Raw genomic sequence first — 21,178 nt, 5'->3', positions numbered from 1 at the left:
GATGCAACTGGTTTACTGTGGAACGTCGCCCACGATGCCTTCAACGTAGAAATTCATACCAGCAAGACCATCGTCGCCGTAGTCGGACGCGACTTCGCCTTCAGCCAACCAAGCAGACCCGTCTTGCTTGTTGATCGGGCCTGTGAACGGGTGGTAGTCGCCTGCGCGCATTGCTTCGACCATGGCTTCTGCAGATGCTTTCACGTCCGCAGGAACTGCGTCAGTGATTTCACCGATACCAACCATGCCTGGTGCGATACCGTCCCATGTGCTGGTGCTTTCCCATGTGCCGTCCATGACCGCCTGTGTGCGGGCGATGTAATATGGGGACCAGTTGTCGATGATGGATGATACGCGTGGGAACGGGCCGAATTCCGCCATGTCGGATGCCTGACCAAATGTCACAACGTTACCAGCGGCCTGTGCGGCGGCTTGTGGCGCTGTGGAATCGGTGTGCTGCAGAACAACGTCAGCGCCTTGTTCGATCAGAACGGTGGCAGCTTCAGCTTCTTTCGCAGGGTCGAACCATGTGTACGCCCAAACGATTTTGAATTCGACGTCTGGGTTTACTTCTTTGGCGTGCAGGTAGGCAGAGTTAATGCCACGGATCACTTCCGGAATTGGGAAGGACGCGATGTAGCCTACGATGTTGCTTTCGGTCATGTGACCGGCGATGTGGCCCTGAACTGCGCGACCTTCATAGAAACGTGCCGAATAAACGGACACGTTGTCGGCCTGTTTGTAACCCGTTGCGTGCTCAAACTTCACGTCTGGGAATTTGGCCGCGACGTTGATGGTCGGATCCATGTAACCAAAGGATGTTGTGAAGATCAGGTCAGCGCCGTCCAGCGCCATCTGTGTCATCACGCGTTCAGCGTCTGGGCCTTCTGGAACACTTTCCACGAAGACGGTTTCAACCGCATCGCCGAAATGCTCTTCAACTGCCAAACGGCCAACGTTGTGTTCGTATGTCCAGCCGCCGTCGCCCACTGGGCCAACGTAAACAAACCCTACTTTTGTTGGGTCTTCGGCATGGGCGGCTGTCGCCATCCCAAGGGCCAGCGTGGCCCCCGTCATAAGTGATTTGATCATTGTTTTTCCCCTGTTGGTGGTCTTGATCGTATGCCTCTATCGCGAGGCGTGAAAGATTCGGCCCAGTGATCCGGGTGCGCGTCCAGCACGCATAATAACCAGAACCACAATGGTTGCCAGATATGGCGACATTGAAAGATATTCGACCGGAATAGCCATGCCAGCGGCTTGCAGGTTCAGCTGCAAAACAGTCACCCCGCCGAACAAATAAGCACCCAGCAAAAGACGCCCCGGTTTCCAACTGGCAAAGACAACAATCGCCAATGCAATCCAGCCCGCACCAGCGGTCATCCCTTCGGTCCACTGCGGGACACGGACAAGGCTGAGGTACGCGCCGCCAAGACCAGCACAGGCCCCGCCGAACATGATCGCTAGCATCCGCACGCGTTTGACCTTGTATCCCAAAGCATGGGCCGCATCATGGTTTTCACCCACCGCCCGCAGGATCAGTCCCGCGCGGCTAAAGGTCAGAAACGCCCAGACCCCAAGCACGATCAGCAGGCCGACATAGACCATCGGATCATGCTGGAACACGATCGGACCGATCACCGGAATGTCGCCCAGCAGCGGAATGTGCCAATCCGGAAAGCTAGGTGCTTTGATACCGATATACCCCTGCCCCATCAGGGCGCTCAGCCCCAAACCGAACAAGGTCAACGCAAGGCCCGTCGCCACTTGGTTCGACAAAAGATACTGGGTCAGAAATCCGAACAGCGACGCCAAAATCGCCCCGCCAATCGCCGCCCCGATAAACCCAAGCCATGGTGATCCAGTATTCACGGCGACGATGAAGCCACAGACCGCGCCCGTGATCATCATACCTTCAACACCAAGGTTCAACACACCGGAACGTTCGACCACAAGTTCGCCAATCGCAGCCAGCAAAATTGGGGTTGCGGCGACCATAAGCGAGGCCAGCAATAGGATCGGGTTAATAGATGACAGATCCATTACGCGACCTCCCCTTTGCCAAATCGGACGCGGTAATGTGTCAGCACATCCACGGCTAGCAGGAAGAACAACAGCATCCCTTGCAGCAATTGGATCGCCGCACCAGGTAGGCCCAACTGGCTTTGCGCGATCTCGCCGCCGATATACGTCAGCGCCATCAGACCACCCGCCAGCAGAATTCCTACCGGATGCAAACGGCCAAGGAACGCAACAATAATCGCGGTGAAACCGTAGCCCACGTTAAAATCGATGCTGATCTGCCCAGCAGGTCCCGCAACTTCAAACAACCCAGCCAATCCGGCAAGCCCGCCTGAAATCGCCATACAAATCAAAATCAAACGGCTCGGGTTCACGCCAGAAAAAGCAGCGGCACGCGGGGCAAGCCCCGACAGTTTCACCTGAAACCCAAAGATGTGGCGGGACAGCATAACGTAGGCGAAAATCACAGCGATCAACGCTGCAACAACGCCCCAATGCATGCCTGACCCGCTGATCAATTCGAGGTTCGCAGCCGATGGATACTGCGCAAGGTTCCGCGATCCAGGAAAGCCCATCCCGTCAGGGTTTCGCAACGCACCAAGCGCCATCGACGCCAGCAATTGTTCGGCCACATAGACCAACATCAGCGACACTAAAATCTCGTTTGTCCCAAATTTAACCCGCAAAATGGCCGGGATCATCGCCCACAGCATCCCGCCCAACGCCCCCGCGATCACCATCGCAGGGAAGATCAGGATGCTTTCAGCCGGATACATGGCCAGCCCAACCGCAGCGCCACAAATCGCGCCAACGATATACTGGCCCTCGGCCCCGATATTCCACACACCGGCCCGAAACCCGAACGACAACCCAATGGCGATCAGCACCAATGGTGCGCCTTTCACCAGCAATTGCGGGCGATAATACCAAGCGAATTCAGAAAATAACGGATCGAAGAAAATTACGCGGATCGTTTCAATCGGATCATTGCCAAGGACCGCAAACAATGCGCCCCCCACAATCATCGTCAAAACAACGGCCAACACGGGTGTGGCAAACGTCCATCCCCGCGACGGTTGCGGTCGCTTTTCAAGCATGATCATGGCCGCGCCCCCTGTTCCAAATAAATCACTGCGTTACGCGTCAACATGCGCCACCTCCATGTCGTGCGCGCCGCCAAGCATCAGACCGATTTCTTCAACCGTTAGCCCGTTCGCAGGACGCGGTTCAGACAACCGCCCTTCGTTCAATGCCGCAAAGTGGTCTGATATTTCCATCAGCTCGTCCAAGTCTTGCGAAATCACGACAACCGCAGCGCCGTTCGCCGCCATATCCAGCAATGCCTGCCGGATCGCGGCTGCAGCGGCGGCATCGACACCCCAAGTCGGCTGGTTCACAACCAACACGTCAGGGGCCTGCAAAATCTCGCGCCCAATCACGAATTTCTGTAGATTCCCGCCGGACAATGACCCCGCCGTATTCACGGCGTCAGGTGTCCGCACATCAAAATCACCGATGACCTTTTCCGCAAAAGCGCGTGCCCTGCCCCATCTCAAAAATCCGCGCGCCGTCAGGTCTTGACGTACAGCGCCTGTCAGAACAGCATTTTCAATCAATGACATATCGCCAGCCGCCGCATGACCGTTGCGTTCTTCAGGGGCGACGGACAGCCCGCGCTTACGCCGTGCATTTGGTCCGAGTTTACCAATCGGCGCATCATCCAACATCACCATGCCGGCTGCAGTGCGCATTTCCCCAGACAGCGCCGCGACGAGTTCGTCTTGACCGTTGCCAGCCACGCCGCCGATCCCCATCACCTCGCCTGCACGTACGCGCAGATTGATGTCGCGCAGTGGCGTCCCGAATTGATGCGGTGCCGGTGCGGACAATCCGTTCAGCACCAGAATGCCACGCCCAACAGCGCGATCAGCCTTTGTTGGAACCTTCAGTTTGGCCCCCACCATCAGTTCAGCCATGTCGCGTGCCGATGTGTCACGCGGAATGCAATCACCCACAACTGCGCCCAAACGTAGCACGGTCGCGCGATCACACAGGGCGCGGATTTCTTCCAGCTTATGCGAGATATAAAGGATCGCAGTGCCTTCCGCCGACAGCTTGCGCAGCGTTTCAAACAGGATATCAACCTCTTGCGGGGTCAGCACCGACGTCGGTTCATCCATGATCAACAGCTTCGGATCCTGCAAAAGACAGCGAATGATCTCAACGCGTTGGCGTTCACCTGCAGACAATTCGCCCACAATCCGACTTGGATCGAGCGGCAGGCCGTATTTCTCGGATACCTCGCGGACACGCGCCGCGATTTCACGTTGTGGTGGCGGGTTTTCCATGCCCAGCGCGATGTTTTCAGCCACGTTCATCGCGTCAAACAGTGAAAAATGCTGAAACACCATCGCCACACCTGACGCACGCGCCGCACGCGGTTCCGCAGGCGTAAAGGCAGCCCCGTTCAGGGTCATCGTGCCAGTGTCAGGTTTCACCAAGCCATAAATCGTTTTCACGAGCGTCGATTTACCCGCACCGTTTTCGCCCAGCAGTGCATGGATTTCGCCACGCTCAATATCGAAAGACACGTCACTGTTTGCAACGACACCGGGATAGGCCTTTGTTAGGCCCTTCAGCGATAGCAAAATGTCACTCATCCGGTGCGCTCCTCTTTCACGCGGTGTGCGGTCAACATCGCAGTTGCGACGCCAAGTGCAATCGCTTGGGGGTGTTTTCCAAGGCTTGGATCGCCGATAGGGCACGCAATACGTGCAACCTGTTCAACTCCATGCCCCATGCCGTGCAGGCGCTTGCGAAACCGCGCCCATTTCGTGTCGGATCCGATCAAGCCGACGCTTCCAAAATCACGCCGCAGAAGCGCGTCGCATAGGGCCAGATCAATGTCGTGCGAATAGGTCAGGATCAGATGATCCGCATCTGCAGGCGCCAAACCTACAACCCGTAGCGGATCAGCGGCCACCAAGGGCGTCACCGCACTTGGCAGATCATCAGGCATCCGGTCAGCAGTTGTATCCACAACAGTGATTGCACGATCCTGAAACGGGGCCATGACCTTCGCAATCGCGCGACCCACATGACCACCACCCCAAATCCAAAGCGGAGGCGCTGTCAGCTTTGTGTCGACGGCTCCGCGATCAAAATGTAGCGTCACGGTTCCCCCGCAACATTGCCCTAGATCAGGCCCCAACGGCATTACCCGCTGCATATGTTGCGCATCACCCGCCAACATCTCGCGCGCGATCGCGGCCGCTTCATATTCAAGCGCCCCGCCACCAATCGTGCCGTCCTGACCCTGCGCGTCAACACGCATCATAGTGCCTACATCGCGTGGTGCGGACCCTTGGACCCGCACAACACTGACGGTGACTTGATCGCGATCAGCCATTGCGCACACGGTTCACGGCGGCCAAGACGGTTTCTGCCGTCGCAGGCGCATCCAATGCGGGATAGGCATCACCACAGGCAGACACAGCGTTGGACAGCGCCAAGAACGCAGAAATCCCTAACATAAATGGCGGTTCACCCACGGCTTTTGACCGATACACGGTTTGCGCAGGGTTCGGTTGGTCCCAAAGTGCGACGTTAAAAATATCAGGGCGATCCGAACAGGCGGGAATTTTATAGGTAGCAGGCGCATGGGTGCGCAGCCGGCCTTTCCCGTCCCAGACAAGCTCTTCCGTCGTCAGCCACCCGGCCCCTTGCACATAACCGCCTTCCACCTGTCCAATGTCCAAATCAGGGTTCAGCGACGCGCCCGCATCATGCAGCACATCGGCCCGCAGAATCCGGTTTTCGCCTGTCAGCGTGTCGATGACGACCTCGGTCACGGCACAGCCATGCGCAAAGTAGAAGAACGGCCGCCCTTGGCCCTTGATCCGGTCCCATTCCAGTTCCGGCGTTTTGTAATACCCTGTCGCAGACAGGCTGACGCGGTTGGTATAGGCCAGCGTTGCAGCTTCGGCGAAGGTCATGACCACATCGCCCGCACGCACCTGACCGTCTGCAAACACCACGTCGGCGACGGCACCCCCATGCACCCTAGCCACGCAGTCCGCAATCCGGTCACGGATCGTATCGCAGGCAATCTGCACAGCCATCCCGTTCAGATCTGTCCCGGATGACGCGGCAGTCGCGGATGTATTGGGCACCTTGCCCGTATCCGTCGCCGTGATTTTCACAACATCAACATCGACGCCAAAGCGAGACGCAGCAACTTGGGCCACCTTCTGAAACAGCCCCTGCCCCATCTCGGTGCCACCATGGTTCATCCGGATCGACCCGTCTTGATACACATGCACCAACGCACCGGCTTGGTTCAGATGGGTCAGCGTAAAGGAAATCCCGAATTTGACGGGGGAAAAGGCGATGCCACGCTTCAAGACACTGTTCTCAGCATTGAATTGATCAATCGCGGCACGCCGCGCAGCATAATCCGACGACTCAAGCAAAGCCGCCGTCATCCCATGCAGAATGAAATCCTTCACCTCCATCCCGTAAGGCGTTGTCTGCAAGACAGGTTTCGGGGAATGCGCGCCACCAAATGGCACACCGCGCCCCTTCTTTTGGTCGAAAATATCCTCGGGGGTGTTGGGGGCAGACAGCCCCCCATGTGCCGCAGGCACATTCTGCGCCATCTCGGCATAATAATTCCGCTGGCGCACGACCACAGGATCAAGGTCAAGCGTATCGGCGATATGATCCATCACCCGTTCTATCCCCAACACACCCTGCGGGCCGCCAAACCCGCGATAGGCCGTCGCGGATTGGGTATTGGTTTTATAGCGGTGCGACGTGATACGTGCCGCAGGCAGGTGGTAAGCATTATCAGCATGCAACATCGCACGATCGGCCACAGGAATTGACAGGTCAAGCGCCCAGCCACACCGCGTGGCTTGCGTAAAATCAACGCCCGTTAACCGTCCGTCAGCATCAAACCCCGCATCGTAATCAATCCGGAAATCGTGCCGTTTACCGGTGATTATCATGTCGTCGTCGCGGTCGTACCGCATTTTGCAGGGCTTACCGGTCAGCCGCGCAGCGACAGCACAGCCCACGGCCAGCGCGTTGCCCTGACTTTCCTTGCCACCAAAACCACCGCCCATACGGCGAACTTCGCACCGGACATCATGCATCGACACGCCCAGCGCTTCTGCAACCTTATGTTGGATTTCGGTCGGGTGCTGCGTGGAAGAATGAACAACCATTTCGCTATCGTCTTGCGGCAAAGCAAGTGCGGCTTGGCCTTCAAGATAGAAATGTTCCTGTCCGCCCATGTCGATTGTGCCTTGCACACGATGGGTCGCCGCGGTCAGAGCAGCATCAACATCGCCTTTGCGCCAGATACGCGGACCATCCTCGAACCGGCTATCGGCGGCCCGCGCGTCTTCAATCGTCAAAATCGGTGTGCCCGCGTCGATCGCCACATCACCAAGACGCGCCGCTTTGCGTGCCAAAAGGTGCGATTTCGCCACGACCATAAAGATGGGCTGACCAAGGTAATGCACCTCACCCGTCGCCAGCAGCGGTTCGTCATGTGCCGATGGGGACACATCGTTCGCAAAAGGTAGATCATCGGCAGTTAGGACAGCCACGACGCCTTCTGCCGCGCGCACCTTGTCTAAATTCAGATCGGTGATTGTCCCGCACGCCACATCAGACATGCCAAACGCCAGATGCAACGTCCCTGTAGGTGTCGGAATATCGTCGATGTAGCGGGCGGCCCCGGTCACATGCAGCTTGGCCGCGTCATGGGGCAGTGATTTTGCAACGCTCATGGCTGGACCTCCAACACATTGGTGGCGGCGCCAGTGGTCTCTGCAAAGTAGCGGCGCAGCATGTTTTGCGCAGCAGTCAGGCGATAGTCGGCAGAAGCACGCATGTCCGTCATTGGGGTGTAGTCTTCTGCGAATTTCGCGGCGGCGGCTTCCACAGTATCTGTGCTCCATGGTTGGTTCACCAACGCCGCTTCAACCGTCGCGGCCCGTTTCGGGGTGCCTGCCATGCCGCCGAAGGCGATCCGCGCTGATGTGACCATGCCGTCCGCGACAGCAATGTTGAACGCACCACACACCGCAGAGATATCCTGATCGAACCGTTTCGACAGCTTGTAGCAGCGCAACGCATCTTCGCCCAACGGCAGGGTCACACCTGTCACAAGTTCGCCCGCCGCGCGGTCTTGCTTACCATAGTCGATAAAGAAGTCCTCGATCGGCAGATCACGGGTCACGTCCCGCAATTGCAGGTGAAGTGTTGCCCCCAACGCGATCAACGCAGGTGGGTTATCGCCAATCGGAGATCCGTTCGCGATGTTGCCACCAATCGTCGCAGCGTTACGGACTTGAACCGACCCGTAGCGACGGATCATTTCAGCATAGGACGGGTAATCATTGCGGATCGTTTCCAAAACATCCGTCATTGTGACGCCTGCACCGAAAGTCACGCGGTCGGCGTGACGTGTGATCTGGCGCAGTTCCGGACAACGCCCGATAAACCCGACCTGATCCAGTTCGCGCAACTGCTTTGTCACCCACAACCCCACATCCGTCGCACCAGCGATCAGCGTCGCATCTGGGTTATCAGCGTACCATGCCGCGAAATCGGTCAGGCTGATGTCGGGCGCTTTCGCCGTGGTATCAGCCGTGTCTTTGACCCACACCGGCACAGGTTGCTCGGCTGCCGCTTTCGCCGCGCGAATGATCGGGGCGTACCCTGTACAACGACACAAATTACCCGCGAGCTGATCATCATGATCCGCGCGACCATTGCGATGGGCGGTTGCCATGCTCATCACAAAACCGGGTGTACAAAACCCGCATTGCGATCCGTGGTGATCAACCATCGCCTGTTGAACAGGATGCAATTCACCATCGGGGCTCGCCAACCCTTCCACCGTGCGGACCGCTTTGCCGTCCAACTGCGGCATGAAAAGGATACAAGCGTTGAGCGCCCGTGCGCCATCCGCGTCCGTGACCATAACAGTGCAAGCGCCACAGTCGCCTTCATTACAGCCCTCTTTGGTGCCACAAAGACCTTGGTCCTCGCGCAGCCAATCCAGCAGTGTGACCGTCGGCGCGGCCTCAACGCTGATCGCTTCTCCGTTCAGAGAAAACGCAACTTTCATGATGTAAAACCTGCCGCCTTACCAAAGTCATCGTAGGATCTGGCACAGCGTCGATGCGGCGTAGACGCGTCTGCCCCCTTGGGTTGGACCGATCAAAGCCCGCATATCGACGTTTGGCAAGGACAAACGCGGGACTGACCACAGGTTAAATGCGAATTTCACGGGCAAATGCCCAAAAATCAATCAGACTATGGACATTTAGTCATCGATTTGGCTTTCCCACACGGTTCGCTGCCAAGCAAGCCAACCCTGCGCTTCCAGCAAAGGAGCAGGTTCAAGGTGACAGGTCCGCACCCGCCCTTTCTTAATCGACCGAACAAGACCCGCGCGTTCCAGCACACCCAAATGCCGCATAAAAGTCGGCAAGGCCATGTCATGTGGCGCTGCAAGATCGCTGACGGTTGCAGGGCCACGCACAAGCCGTTCCAGCACAGCCCGACGTGTCGGGTCGGACAATGCCGCGAAGAATTCATTCAGATGTGAGCCCATGCATCGGTTATTTCCCGCCGCGAACGCGTGGTCAATTGCGTTTCACACCTTCCCCCTGCCGACCACGCGGCATAGGATCAGTCCATGTCTGATCCCCGCTTTATCCACCTTCGCCTGCATACGGAATATTCCCTTCTCGAAGGGGCCGTTCCGGTTAAGAAACTGATCGGTCTCGCCGCTAGCATGGATATGCCGGCAGTCGCAGTCACCGATTCGAACAATATGTTCGCGGCACTGGAATTTTCCGAATACGCGTCGAAAGCAGGCATTCAGCCTATCGTCGGCTGTCAGGTCGACATTCGCTATACAAAACCTGATCCGGGTAAAAAACCGGAAGCCCCAGCGCCCATCGTCCTACTGGCCAAATCCGAAGCGGGTTACATGAACCTGATGAAAATCAATTCATGCGCCTACCTTGATCAAGGCAACGAAGTCCCGCAGGTCGATGTGCAGGAATTGGCGGAATTCAGCGACGGTTTGATCTGTCTGACCGGCGGCCCTGACGGTCCGTTCGGACGGCTGTTGCGACAGGGTCAGCGGCCTAAGGCCGAGTTACTAATGGACCAGTTTCAGGACATCTACGGCGATAACCTTTATGTGGAACTGCAACGGCATCCCGGTGAAAGCGGGCTGACCGACGCGGAAAAGCAATCGGAGCGCGGGCATGTAGAAATGGCTTATGCCAAAGGCATTCCTCTGGTCGCCACCAACGACGTCTATTTCCCGAAATCCGAACTGTACGAAGCGCACGACGCGCTGATCTGTATCTCGGAAGGCGCCTATGTTGACCAGCAGGAAGACCGTCGTAGACTGACCCCGCAGCATTACATGAAAACACCGCAGGAAATGGTCACGCTGTTTGCCGACCTTCCTGAGGCGATTGAGAACACAATCGAGATCGCCAAACGCTGCGCCTTCAAAACGTACAAACGTGACCCGATCCTTCCGAAATTTGCTGACGACGAGGTCGCAGAATTGCGCCGTCAGGCACAGGAAGGTCTGAAAGCCCGCCTCGCCGTGATTCCGCATGCCGCAGAGGTCAAAGAATACGAAGACCGGCTTGAATTCGAACTCGGCATTATTGAGGGCATGGGGTTCCCCGGCTATTTTCTGATCGTTGCCGACTTTATCAAATGGGCGAAGGATCAAGGTATCCCCGTCGGCCCTGGCCGTGGGTCCGGTGCGGGGTCACTCGTGGCCTATGCGCTGCTGATCACCGACCTTGACCCGCTACGCTATTCACTGCTGTTCGAACGGTTCTTGAACCCCGAACGGGTTTCCATGCCTGACTTCGATATCGACTTTTGCATGGACCGTCGCGAAGAAGTCATTCGTTTCGTGCAGGAAAAATACGGGCGCGACAAAGTGGGGCAGATCATCACCTTTGGTGCGCTGCTGTCCAAAGCCGCAGTGCGTGACGTGGGGCGCGTGTTGCAGATGCCTTATGGTCAGGTGGATCGCCTGTCGAAGATGATCCCCGTTGAGGGCGTCAAACCGGTATCGATTGAAAAGGCGCTCGCCGATGAACCGCGTCTGCGTGAAGAGGCCAACAACGAAGAAGTCGTCGACCGTCTGCTAACCTACGCGCAACAGGTCGAAGGCCTGCTGCGGAACGCATCCACCCACGCGGCGGGTGTTGTGATCGGCGACCGTCCTTTGGATGAATTGGTGCCGCTGTACCAAGATCCACGGTCCGACATGCCCGCGACCCAGTTCAACATGAAATGGGTGGAACAGGCGGGTCTGGTGAAGTTCGACTTCTTGGGCCTGAAAACCCTGACCGTCATTCAGAACGCTGTGAATTTGGTCGTAAAATCAGGGCGTCCATTGCATGTGAATGCAGGCGGCGATGAATTATTCCAGCCCCCTGAAGGGTTAATCAACGACATCGGGACGATCCCGCTCGACGACGAAAAGTCCTACGCGCTTTACTCTTCAGCCAAAACCGTCGCGGTGTTTCAGGTGGAATCCAGCGGTATGATGGATGCGCTCAAGCGCATGAAACCCAACTGTATCGAAGATATTGTTGCTCTCGTGGCGCTCTATCGTCCGGGTCCGATGGAAAACATTCCGGTCTATTGCGAGGTCAAAAACGGCCAACGCGAAATCGAATCCGTGCACGAATCCATCGACTATCTGCTGGCCGAAACCCAAGGCATCATCGTTTACCAGGAACAGGTGATGCAGATCGCGCAGGTCATGGCGGGCTATTCGCTTGGCGGCGCTGACCTTTTGCGCCGTGCGATGGGTAAGAAAATTGCCGAAGAAATGGCGAAGGAACGCCCCAAGTTCGAAAAGGGGGCGATGGAAAATGGCGTCGACAAAAAGAAAGCCTCTGAGGTTTTCGATTTGCTCGAGAAATTCGCGAACTACGGCTTCAACAAATCGCACGCGGCGGCCTATGCGGTGGTCAGCTACCAAACCGCGTGGCTGAAAGCGAACCATCCGGTCGAATTCATGGCTGGCGTCATGAACTGCGATATTCACCTGACCGACAAGCTGGCGGTGTATTTCCAAGAGGTCAAAAAAGGCCTGTCGATCGACTACATCCCGCCCTGCGTGAACCGGTCTGAAGCCACATTCGACGTGCGCGATCAGAAACTGGTCTACGGGCTGGGCGCGTTGAAGAACGTCGGTGTGGAGGCGATGAAACTGATCGTTGACGGGCGCGACGGGCGTGAATTTGTGAACCTGTTCGATTTCGCGCGGCGCGTTGATCTGAAACGGGTCGGCAAGCGTCCGCTTGAAATGCTCGCCCGTGCAGGTGCATTCGACGTTTTGGACGGCAATCGCCAACGCGTGTTCCGCTCGCTCGATCCGCTTGTTGCGTACTCGGCTGCGATCCACGAACAAAAGACGTCGAACCAAGTATCGCTGTTTGGCGAAGCGGGCGACGATCTTCCCGAACCACGCATCGCCAGCGGCGATGATTGGTTGCCCGCAGAACGGTTGGCCGAAGAATTCAAGGCCATCGGTTTCTATCTATCCGGCCACCCGCTTGATGACTACATGGCTGCGCTGAAACGCAAAGGCGTGCTGACATTGGACGAAGTCACCGCAAAGGCAGAACGCGGCGCTTGCATCGTCAAAATGGCCGGTACCGTGTCAGGGCGACAGGAACGCAAATCGGCACGCGGCAACCGTTTTGCTTTTGCACAACTATCGGACCCAACAGGGCAATACGAGATCACGATCTTCTCGGATACGTTGGAAACAGCCCGCGAACACCTCGAAACAGGGTCGCAAGTCGTCATTCAGGCAGAGGCGACAATGGAATCCGATCAGCTGAAATTGCTCGGTCGGTCCGTTGCCCCCATCGACAACGCGGTGGCGGATGCAGGTAGCAGCGGGTTGCGGGTTTTCCTTGATGCGCCAGACGCCATTCCATCGGTTGCGACGATCCTCGAAAACGCCAGCCGTGACGGTGTGAAAGGCGGACGCGGACCGGTTTATTTCTGCTTGATGGGCGCGGATTTGCCAGGCGAAGTCGAGATCGATCTAGGTCAAAATTTCCCAGTGAACCCGCAAATCAAGGGTGCGCTGCGGTCACTGAACGGTGTGATCGAAGTCGAAGAAGTGTGACGGCACGTTTTTGCCTTATCCAAACAGCTAGATAGACAGGTGCCCGCTAAATCGCGTAAAGACAGCGCTGGGACAAATGGGGATTTTGGGCATGCACCTGCGATTTGCAGCAATTCTAGGCACTTGTGCGTTTGTATCGGGCTGTTCAGGCGTACCGGCAAGCAACCCTGTCCCAGCAGAACCCGACATCGAAAGCCTCAGCGACGTTGTGCTTCCTGAAGGCACGTCACAAGAAGACGCGGTCGCTGCGGCACTAGCGCTGGCGGCAACGCCAGCAGAGACGCAAGGCGGCGGTTTCCTATCGGGGCTCTTCAGCGGCAGTGGTGGAAGCACAAACCGAGCACCTGCGCCGCGCACTGGCCCTGATGCGCAAATCATCCCGTTCGGCGAAAGCGTGGCTTACGGCGAAATTGCGACGGTGTGTGATGCACCACGTGGCGGTCTTGGCACCGAAGTCGCCAACATCAGTGGCTACAAAATCTACGATTCCGGCGCAAATGGCACCTCCATGCGGGCGCATTACATCACGGGGTTCGACGATGGTTGCGCGCGCCAGTTTTCAGCAGCGTTAAGCCTCACCGGCGATGTGGGGACACATGAAGTGGTGCGATATCTGCCCACGAACCGGAACGTGCCTTACAGCGCAACGGACAACGCATACGAAGCAATCAAAGCATCAGTTTGTCGTGTCAGCCATGGCACGCCGTGTGGCGCACGCATCGATACGCTTGCTGCCGACACAACCTTTGTAACAGCCTATGAAAAGTTCGGCGCGCATCCCCGTTGGGTCGAAATCTTGTTGCACGACGGTGAAGTCAAAGCGATCGATTTCAAAGAACGCTGATCTGCCTACAATCAGAAAAATCACACCAGCGACTTGTCCGCAGGCCTGCCTATGCTGATAGTGACCTTTGATTGACCCCAAAGGAATTTGACATGCGTGCCCTTATTATCTCTGCACTATTCACTGCTTTCCCCGTTTTTGCATTTGCAGATGGACATGCCGATGCGTTGGCAAGGTTGGAAGCTGGCACAGAAAAGATGACCAACAACTTGTTGGATTTCTATGTGTCACGGGTTCCGTCATTGGAAGACGTGCGTCCCGATATGTCGTGGGACGCTGAATTTCGGGATGCGGGGCAGTGTGTCTTGGACGGCCTCGACACCGATGGTGGAACAACCGCAGTTGCGGATTATCTGGCGGCCCTAGAAGAATTCGCTGACGCCGAAATCGTCAATTTCACTGACATGACCACCCAAATGCCTGATGCGCTTTCCAGCAACGTGATGTTGGGCCTGTCCAATTCCTGCGGTATGATCCGGATCGGGACCGAACGCATGGCGGCGAGTGGGTTAAACGACGCATTTGCCCAAGATGGCGTGATGCAAAAGGTGCTCGCCCCCGCAGAGTAGCACCTGTGTGCACCTGCGGGAGCCTCCGGCGGGGATTTTGAAAGGACCCAAAGAAGCTAGATGGCGTGGCCAGCTTTAACCATCCACCCGGATTTTAGCGTTTTTGGGGTCATAGGGACTGTCTTCGACAATTGTTGCGTCCCAAAGTTCATTGAGCATCCGCACCTTCAGCGTCGTCCCAACCTCTGCCAGTTCAGGGCGGACGTAGCCAAGGCCGATAGATTTTTCGAAAGCGACTGAATAACCGCCCGAGGTCAAACGCCCGACTCGCGTGCCGTCTTGTGCATATAGCGCCTCGCGCCCCCATGGATCCGCGTCATCCGGCCCGTCGATCAGCAGTGTCACACATTTGGACCGAATGCCTTTTTCGACCATCGCGTCTTTGCCGTAAAAATCTTTGTTCAGGTCAATGAAACGCGGCAAATCCGCCTCTGCCGGAGTCGCATCGCGGCCCAGTTCGTTGCCAAAAGCGCGATACGATTTTTCCTGACGCAACCAGTTTTGCGCCCGCGCCCCGACCAGCTTCATGCCGTGCTTTTCACCCGCTTTTTCGAGCAGGTCGAACAGGTAGTTCTGCATTTCGATCGGGTGGTGCAATTCCCAACCGAGTTCGCCTGTATAAGCCACGCGGATCGCGTTCACCGGACACATACCCAATTCGATCTTTTTGGATGACAGCCATGGGAAACGTTTGTTGGACAGTGCTGTTTCCGGTTCTGCGTCTTTGATTACGTCCAGCAGCACGTCCCGCGATTTTGGCCCTGCGATGGCAAAGACGCCGTATTTCGTCGTCACGTCCTCTTCATTGATGCGACCTAATTCGGGCTCTTTCTCCATGATCGCTTTGTAGAGATAATCCTGGTCGTAAGCGTGCCAAGCCCCTGCGGAGACGAGATAAAAATCATCCTCCGCAATGCGGACTATGGTGTATTCTGTCCGCGTGGTGCCGTGCGATGTCAGCGCGTATGTCAGGTTGATCCGGCCCACTTTCGGCAGTTTGTTAGTGGTAAACCAATCAAGGAACGCTGCAGCCCCCGGCCCGGAAATCCGGTGTTTAGTAAAGGCTGTTGCATCAATCAGGCCGACTCCTTCACGGATCGCTTTCGCCTCTTCCACCGCGTATTGCCACCAATCGCCACGCCGGAAGGACCGCGCGTCGTGGTCGTTGAACCCCAGTGGCGCAAAGTAGTTTGGCCGTTCCCACCCGTTCACGAACCCGAATTGCGCGCCGCGTGCTGCTTGGCGGTCATAGGCGGGTGATGTGCGCAGCGGGCGGCAGGCAGGCCGTTCTTCATCAGGATGGTGCAGGATGTAGACGTGGTCGTAGCATTCTTCGTTTTTGCGCGCCGCGAATTCCGTCGTCATCCAATCGCCGTAGCGTTTGGGATCAAGTGACGCCATGTCGATCTCGGCCTCGCCGTCGACCATCATTTGGGCAAGGTAATACCCCGTACCGCCGGCTGCAGTGATCCCGAACGAAAACCCTTCGGCAAGCCACATGTTGTGCAAACCGGGGGCCGGCCCAACCAGCGGGTTACCGTCTGGCGTATAGCAAATCGGGCCGTTGAAGTCGTCCTTCAGACCGCTTTCCTCGCATGACGGGATGCGGTGGATCATGGCCATATATTGATCCTCAATCCGTTCCAGATCGAGCGGGAACAGATCGGCACGAAACGCATCAGGCACACCGTATTCAAACACGGCAGGCGCGTTTTTCTCGTAGACGCCCAAAATCCAGCCACCGCGTTCTTCACGCACATAGGATTGCGCATCGGCGTCACGGATCACGGGATGTTCGACGTTACCTTCGGCACGGAACTTCACCAGATCGGGGTCTTGGTCCATCACGATGAATTGGTGCTCAACGGGAATTGCCGGAATCTTGATGCCGAGTTTATTGGCCGTCGTTTGCGCATGGTTGCCTGATGCGGTGACAACGTGTTCTGCTGTGATAACGATCTGTTCGTCAGACGGGATTAGGTTACCGCCTTTCTCGACCATCTTTGTGCAGGTCACTTCCCAAGCGTCGCCGTTCCAATGGAACGCATCGGCCTGCCATTTGCGTTCGATCGCAACGCCACGTTGGCGGGCACCCTTGGCCATCGCTTGGGTCACATCGGCCGGATTAATGTAGCCATCGGTGTTGTGGTAAAGCGCACCCTTCAGATCGTCGGTCTTGATAAGTGGCCATTTCGCCTTGATCTGATCGGGTGTCATCCATTCGTATGGCACATCGCAAGTTTCAGCGGTGGACGCATAGAGCATGTATTCATCCATGCGTTCCTGCGTTTGTGCCATACGCAGGTTACCGACGACTGCAAAACCGGCATTCAGACCGGTTTCCTCCTCCAATGTTTTGTAAAAATCGACGGAATATTTGTGAATGTGGGTCGTCGCGTAGGACATGTTAAACAGCGGCAGCAGACCCGCCGCATGCCATGTTGAACCGGATGTCAGTTCATCCCGTTCCAACAACATCACATCATCCCAACCCGCTTTCGCGAGGTGATAGGCAATTGATGTGCCGACTGCACCGCCCCCAACAACCAAGGCTTTGACAGTAGTTTTCATGGCGATGCTCCGCAGAATGTACTTTCGCCCAATGTGTCGCAATCGACGCTGGCAAGACAGAACCATCCGACCTTGAAAGTGCTAAAACCGACGTGGTGACAAATTCTTAAAGGTTGAGGCGCTATCGTGGCCACTATGCAGAAATGACACTGGAACGATTTGGTTAAAATTGCAGACTCAACAGACGCCGTCGAAAAGACTATATTAACCTCACCACACGTAAGATGTGGGAAATGAGGAGTAGTTTCATGACACGCTTGCTAACCATGCTGGCGTTAGTCTCAGCGAGTTTGCTGAGCGCTTGCGCTGCGACGCCTGATAGCTATGTGGCTGGTCGGGCTGACAACGATTTGTTGCGCTTTTCCGCCGCTAATTATGCGATTCCATCGGGTCCTGCCCGTTAAGATTCGATCGCTTTTGGCTATCTGACGCTGATACACGACCGCGTGCCCGCTTGATGGACACGCGCCCTATTCGCGATTCAGCCCTTTCCCATTCCCGCTCAGTTGGCGCCACACACGAAGTTTTCGTGACTCAAACCCCGTGTCAGGTTAACGTTTGCCAACAACAAAAATCAAAGCAGGCAGCCCCCAGTGGAACAGGCACAAACATGGCGTGCCCGACGCACCGAATTTATGCATCGCTACCATGCGCGGCGGTCTGCCCGCGCACGCCCTGCGACTGGCTTCGTGTCACAACCGGAGCCCAAGACGATTGGCCACTTTGCCCGCGGTCGTCAGCTGATCAGCGGCAATTTTCTGTTTGCCGGATCGTTCGTCCAAGCACCCAACGCGTTGATCTGGGACATTGGCATCGACAACATGCGCGTCGCCGAAGAAATTCAGGGCTGTGCGTGGCTTGATGATTTGGCCGCCGTCGGCGACATGCGTGCCCGCGAACGAGCGCAAGCATGGGTGTCGGAATGGATCGTCCGGTTCGGGAATGGTACCGGCCCGGGTTGGACGCCAGATTTGACAGGTCGACGGCTGATCCGCTGGATCAACCACGGCCTGTTCCTTTTGCGCGGTCAAGACAAAGCGAAGTCCGACACGTTCTTTCGGTCGCTGGGCCAACAAACCCTGTTCTTGGCAAAACGCTGGCGCACCGCTGAACCGGGTTTGGCGCGTTTCGAAGCGCTGACAGGCATCATTTACGCAGGGCTGGCCCTTGAAGGGATGGAGAAATTCGCACCACCTGCGATCAAAGCACTCGCCGAAGACTGTGATACGCAGGTCGACGCAATGGGCGGGATACCTACGCGAAATCCCGAACATTTGCTCGAGGTTTTCACACTCATCACATGGGCCACGCAGGCGTTAACAAATGTGGGCCAAACACCACCGCGGCAATTCACCGACGCGCTAGAACGGATTGCGCCCACGCTGCGTGCTTTGCGACATGCGGACGGTAGCCTTGCCCGTTTCCATGGCGGCGGGCGTGGCATTGATGGCCGCCTTGATCATGCTCTGGCCGATTCGCTCGTGCGGGTAACCCCGATGGAACAACGGGACCTGCATATGGGTTTTGCCCGCATTACCGCAGGCCGGACGTCGATGATCGTCGATGCGGATGCGCCACCCGTCGGGGCCGCGTCCAGCGACGCCCACGCCAGCACGCTGGCATTCGAAGTCACATCAGGTCGCCGCCCGATCATCGTGACATGCGGATCAGGCCGCAGTTTTGGCGAAGATTGGCGCAGGGCTGGCCGCGCCACACCGTCCCATTCAACGCTTTGGATCAACGGTTATTCATCATCCCGACTCGCGCCACCTGTCAAAGGCAGCCGCGCGACCGAACTTTTGCTTGATGTTCCGCAACTGGTGCAATGCGAATTTTCGAACCTCGATGATGGGAAACGGATCGAGCTGTCCCATGATGGTTACCGCCACACACATGGCCTGACGCACGCCCGCACGATCGATATCGCCATTGATGGTCGCGGGATCGTGGGCGAAGATTTGCTGACCACGCTCGGTCCAAATGACGAAAGCCGTTTTGACGCCCTACAATCACGGACCAGCCCCGGCGTGCCCTATACTATCCGCTTTCATCTGCACCCTGACGTCAACGCGACCGTCGATTTAGGCGGTGGCGCCGTGTCGTTGATCCTGAAATCCGGTGAAGTTTGGATATTCCGGCACGATGGACAGGCAAGATTGAGCCTTGAACCGTCAGTTTATTTGGAAAATGGCAGATTAAAGCCCCGCGCAAGCCAACAGGTGGTTTTAACCAGCGCCGCAATGGCATATGCGACGCGCGTCCGCTGGTCGTTGGCCAAAGCACAAGACACGCCCGATGCGGTGCGTGATCTGACCCCAAATGACCCGGTGGGCGGTTACGATGACACATCACGGGGACACTGATGACCGATCTCGCACCACTGCGCCGCGCGCTTCTTTCTGTATCTGATAAAACTGGCCTGATTGAATTGGGCCAAGATCTTGCCAAGCGTGGGGTTGAACTGCTCTCCACGGGCGGCTCTGCCAAGGCGCTGCGCGATGCAGGGCTGGACGTGAAAGACGTGGCTGACGTCACAGGCTTTCCCGAAATGATGGATGGGCGCGTGAAAACGCTGCACCCTGTTGTGCATGGTGGCCTGTTGGCCCGGCGCGATCTGGAAGGCCATGTCGCGGCAATGGACGAACACAACATCGGGCCAATCGATCTGTTGGTTGTGAACCTGTATCCGTTCGAGGACGCTGTTGCCAAAGGGTCCGATTACGACACGTGCATCGAGAATATCGATATCGGTGGTCCTGCGATGATCCGCTCCTCTGCGAAGAACCACGCATTTGTGACTGTTGTCACTGACGTCGAAGACTACGCCGCCCTGCGCGCCGAATTGGACGCCAACGACGGTCAAACATCCTACGCGTTCCGCCAGCGCCAAGCACAGATCGCCTATGGTCGCACCGCGGCTTACGACACCGCAGTCAGCACATGGATGGCAAGCGCGATTGGCAACAATGAGCCGCGCCGCCGGTCCTTCACGGGCACCTTCGCCCAAACAATGCGCTACGGCGAAAACAGCCACCAGTCTGCTGCCTTCTATACCGACGGGACAGGTCGTCCGGGTGTGGCGACAGCCCAGCAGCATCAGGGCAAAGAACTGTCCTACAACAACATCAATGACACTGACGCGGCCTTTGAACTGGTCGCGGAATTCGATCCGGCCAATGGCCCTGCCGTCGCGATTATCAAGCACGCGAACCCATGTGGCGTTGGTCAAGGGGCGACCTTGCTCGAGGCCTACACCAAGGCATTCGATTGCGACCGCACCTCCGCGTTCGGCGGGATCGTGGCGCTGAACCAACCGCTTGATGAAGACACGGCCAAAGCGATCGTCGAAATCTTTACCGAAGTTGTGATTGCGCCCGGTGCATCCGATGCAGCCAAGGCGATCTTCGCGACCAAGAAAAACCTGCGCTTGTTGACCACTGACGGCCTGCCAGACCCTCAGGAACAGTCATTGGCCTACCGTCAGGTCGCGGGCGGCATGTTGGTGCAGGACAAAGACACAGACGATCTGCGGATCGAGGACCTAAAGGTTGTGACGAAGGTTGAACCGACCGACGATCAACTCAAGGATCTGCTGTTCGCTTGGAAAGTCGCGAAGCACACCAAATCCAACGCCATCGTCTACGTCAAAGACGGCGCAACTGTCGGCGTCGGTGCTGGACAAATGTCCCGCCTCGACAGTGCCCTGATCGCAGCGAAGAAAGCGGAACGTATGGCCGACGCCATGGGTCTACCACAGCCGCTGACTATCGGTTCTGCTGTCGCATCTGACGCGTTCTTCCCGTTCGCTGACGGCTTGATGGAAGCCGCGGCAGCAGGGGCGACCTGTGTCATCCAGCCCGGCGGGTCTATGCGCGATGACGAAGTGATCAAAGCCGCTGATGAGGCCGGCATCGCAATGGTCTTCACCGGCACACGTCACTTCCGGCACTAAGGATA

General features: G+C 57.0%; 15 protein-coding genes. 6 read left to right on the top strand and 9 right to left on the bottom strand.

What is annotated here, in order from left to right; genetic code table 11:
- Positions 1-12 precede the first annotated feature (12 nt).
- The 8 genes from AC0L7R_RS02835 to AC0L7R_RS02800 form a co-directional block, all read right to left on the bottom strand.
- Entirely contained in the window at positions 13-1,092 is a 1,080-nt protein-coding gene (locus AC0L7R_RS02835; protein WP_247127599.1) for a BMP family ABC transporter substrate-binding protein, read from the bottom strand.
- Between the two features lie 36 nt (positions 1,093-1,128).
- Positions 1,129-2,043, bottom strand: coding sequence for an ABC transporter permease (locus AC0L7R_RS02830; RefSeq protein WP_348108137.1), 915 nt, complete (start codon positions 2,041-2,043; stop codon positions 1,129-1,131).
- Positions 2,043-3,125 carry an ABC transporter permease subunit gene (locus AC0L7R_RS02825; RefSeq protein WP_473658704.1) on the bottom strand — a complete coding sequence of 361 codons (1,083 nt, stop codon included), beginning with the start codon at positions 3,123-3,125 and terminating at the stop codon, positions 2,043-2,045. Before AC0L7R_RS02825 ends, AC0L7R_RS02830 begins: the two co-directional genes overlap by 1 nt.
- A gap of 33 nt (positions 3,126-3,158) precedes the next feature.
- A complete protein-coding gene (locus tag AC0L7R_RS02820) occupies positions 3,159-4,682 on the bottom strand; it encodes an ATP-binding cassette domain-containing protein (protein WP_473658703.1) in 1,524 nt (507 codons plus the stop codon).
- Positions 4,679-5,431 carry a xanthine dehydrogenase accessory protein XdhC gene (gene xdhC / locus AC0L7R_RS02815; RefSeq protein WP_473658702.1) on the bottom strand — a complete coding sequence of 251 codons (753 nt, stop codon included), beginning with the start codon at positions 5,429-5,431 and terminating at the stop codon, positions 4,679-4,681. Before xdhC ends, AC0L7R_RS02820 begins: the two co-directional genes overlap by 4 nt.
- Positions 5,424-7,820: a xanthine dehydrogenase molybdopterin binding subunit gene (gene xdhB / locus AC0L7R_RS02810; protein ID WP_473658701.1), complete on the bottom strand. Its 2,397-nt coding sequence runs from the start codon at positions 7,818-7,820 to the stop codon at positions 5,424-5,426. Before xdhB ends, xdhC begins: the two co-directional genes overlap by 8 nt.
- Positions 7,817-9,166, bottom strand: coding sequence for an FAD binding domain-containing protein (locus AC0L7R_RS02805; RefSeq protein WP_473658700.1), 1,350 nt, complete (start codon positions 9,164-9,166; stop codon positions 7,817-7,819). Before AC0L7R_RS02805 ends, xdhB begins: the two co-directional genes overlap by 4 nt.
- A 198-nt stretch (positions 9,167-9,364) precedes the next feature.
- The gene (locus tag AC0L7R_RS02800; protein WP_348108683.1) at positions 9,365-9,655 is read right to left on the bottom strand and encodes an ArsR/SmtB family transcription factor; all 291 of its coding nucleotides are present in this window, start codon (positions 9,653-9,655) and stop codon (positions 9,365-9,367) included.
- Between the two features lie 84 nt (positions 9,656-9,739).
- Here AC0L7R_RS02800 and dnaE point away from each other — a divergent pair, with 84 nt between their 5' ends.
- The 3 genes from dnaE (at position 9,740) to AC0L7R_RS02785 (ending at position 14,650) form a co-directional block, all read left to right on the top strand.
- Entirely contained in the window at positions 9,740-13,237 is a 3,498-nt protein-coding gene (gene dnaE / locus AC0L7R_RS02795; protein WP_473658699.1) for a DNA polymerase III subunit alpha, read from the top strand.
- Positions 13,238-13,328: 91 nt separating this feature from the next.
- Entirely contained in the window at positions 13,329-14,081 is a 753-nt protein-coding gene (locus tag AC0L7R_RS02790) for a hypothetical protein (RefSeq protein ID WP_473658698.1), read from the top strand.
- A gap of 92 nt (positions 14,082-14,173) precedes the next feature.
- Positions 14,174-14,650, top strand: a complete 477-nt coding sequence (locus AC0L7R_RS02785; RefSeq protein ID WP_473658697.1) for a hypothetical protein — start codon at positions 14,174-14,176, stop codon at positions 14,648-14,650.
- Between the two features lie 75 nt (positions 14,651-14,725).
- On the opposite strand, the gene AC0L7R_RS02780 is transcribed toward AC0L7R_RS02785, so the two are convergent.
- Entirely contained in the window at positions 14,726-17,221 is a 2,496-nt protein-coding gene (locus AC0L7R_RS02780; RefSeq protein WP_473658696.1) for an FAD-dependent oxidoreductase, read from the bottom strand.
- Positions 17,222-17,469: 248 nt separating this feature from the next.
- Here AC0L7R_RS02780 and AC0L7R_RS02775 point away from each other — a divergent pair, with 248 nt between their 5' ends.
- From AC0L7R_RS02775 to purH, 3 genes are all read left to right on the top strand, one after another.
- The gene (locus tag AC0L7R_RS02775; protein ID WP_473658695.1) at positions 17,470-17,625 is read left to right on the top strand and encodes a hypothetical protein; all 156 of its coding nucleotides are present in this window, start codon (positions 17,470-17,472) and stop codon (positions 17,623-17,625) included.
- A gap of 189 nt (positions 17,626-17,814) precedes the next feature.
- Positions 17,815-19,584 carry a heparinase II/III domain-containing protein gene (locus AC0L7R_RS02770; protein ID WP_473658694.1) on the top strand — a complete coding sequence of 590 codons (1,770 nt, stop codon included), beginning with the start codon at positions 17,815-17,817 and terminating at the stop codon, positions 19,582-19,584.
- Positions 19,584-21,173, top strand: a complete 1,590-nt coding sequence (gene purH / locus AC0L7R_RS02765) for a bifunctional phosphoribosylaminoimidazolecarboxamide formyltransferase/IMP cyclohydrolase (protein ID WP_473658693.1) — start codon at positions 19,584-19,586, stop codon at positions 21,171-21,173. The genes AC0L7R_RS02770 and purH overlap by 1 nt, the downstream gene beginning before the upstream one ends.
- Positions 21,174-21,178 lie beyond the last annotated feature (5 nt).

The sequence above is a fragment of the Yoonia sp. D2-7 genome (genome assembly GCF_055809435.1).
This window is presented reverse-complemented; position numbering and strand designations above follow the sequence as displayed.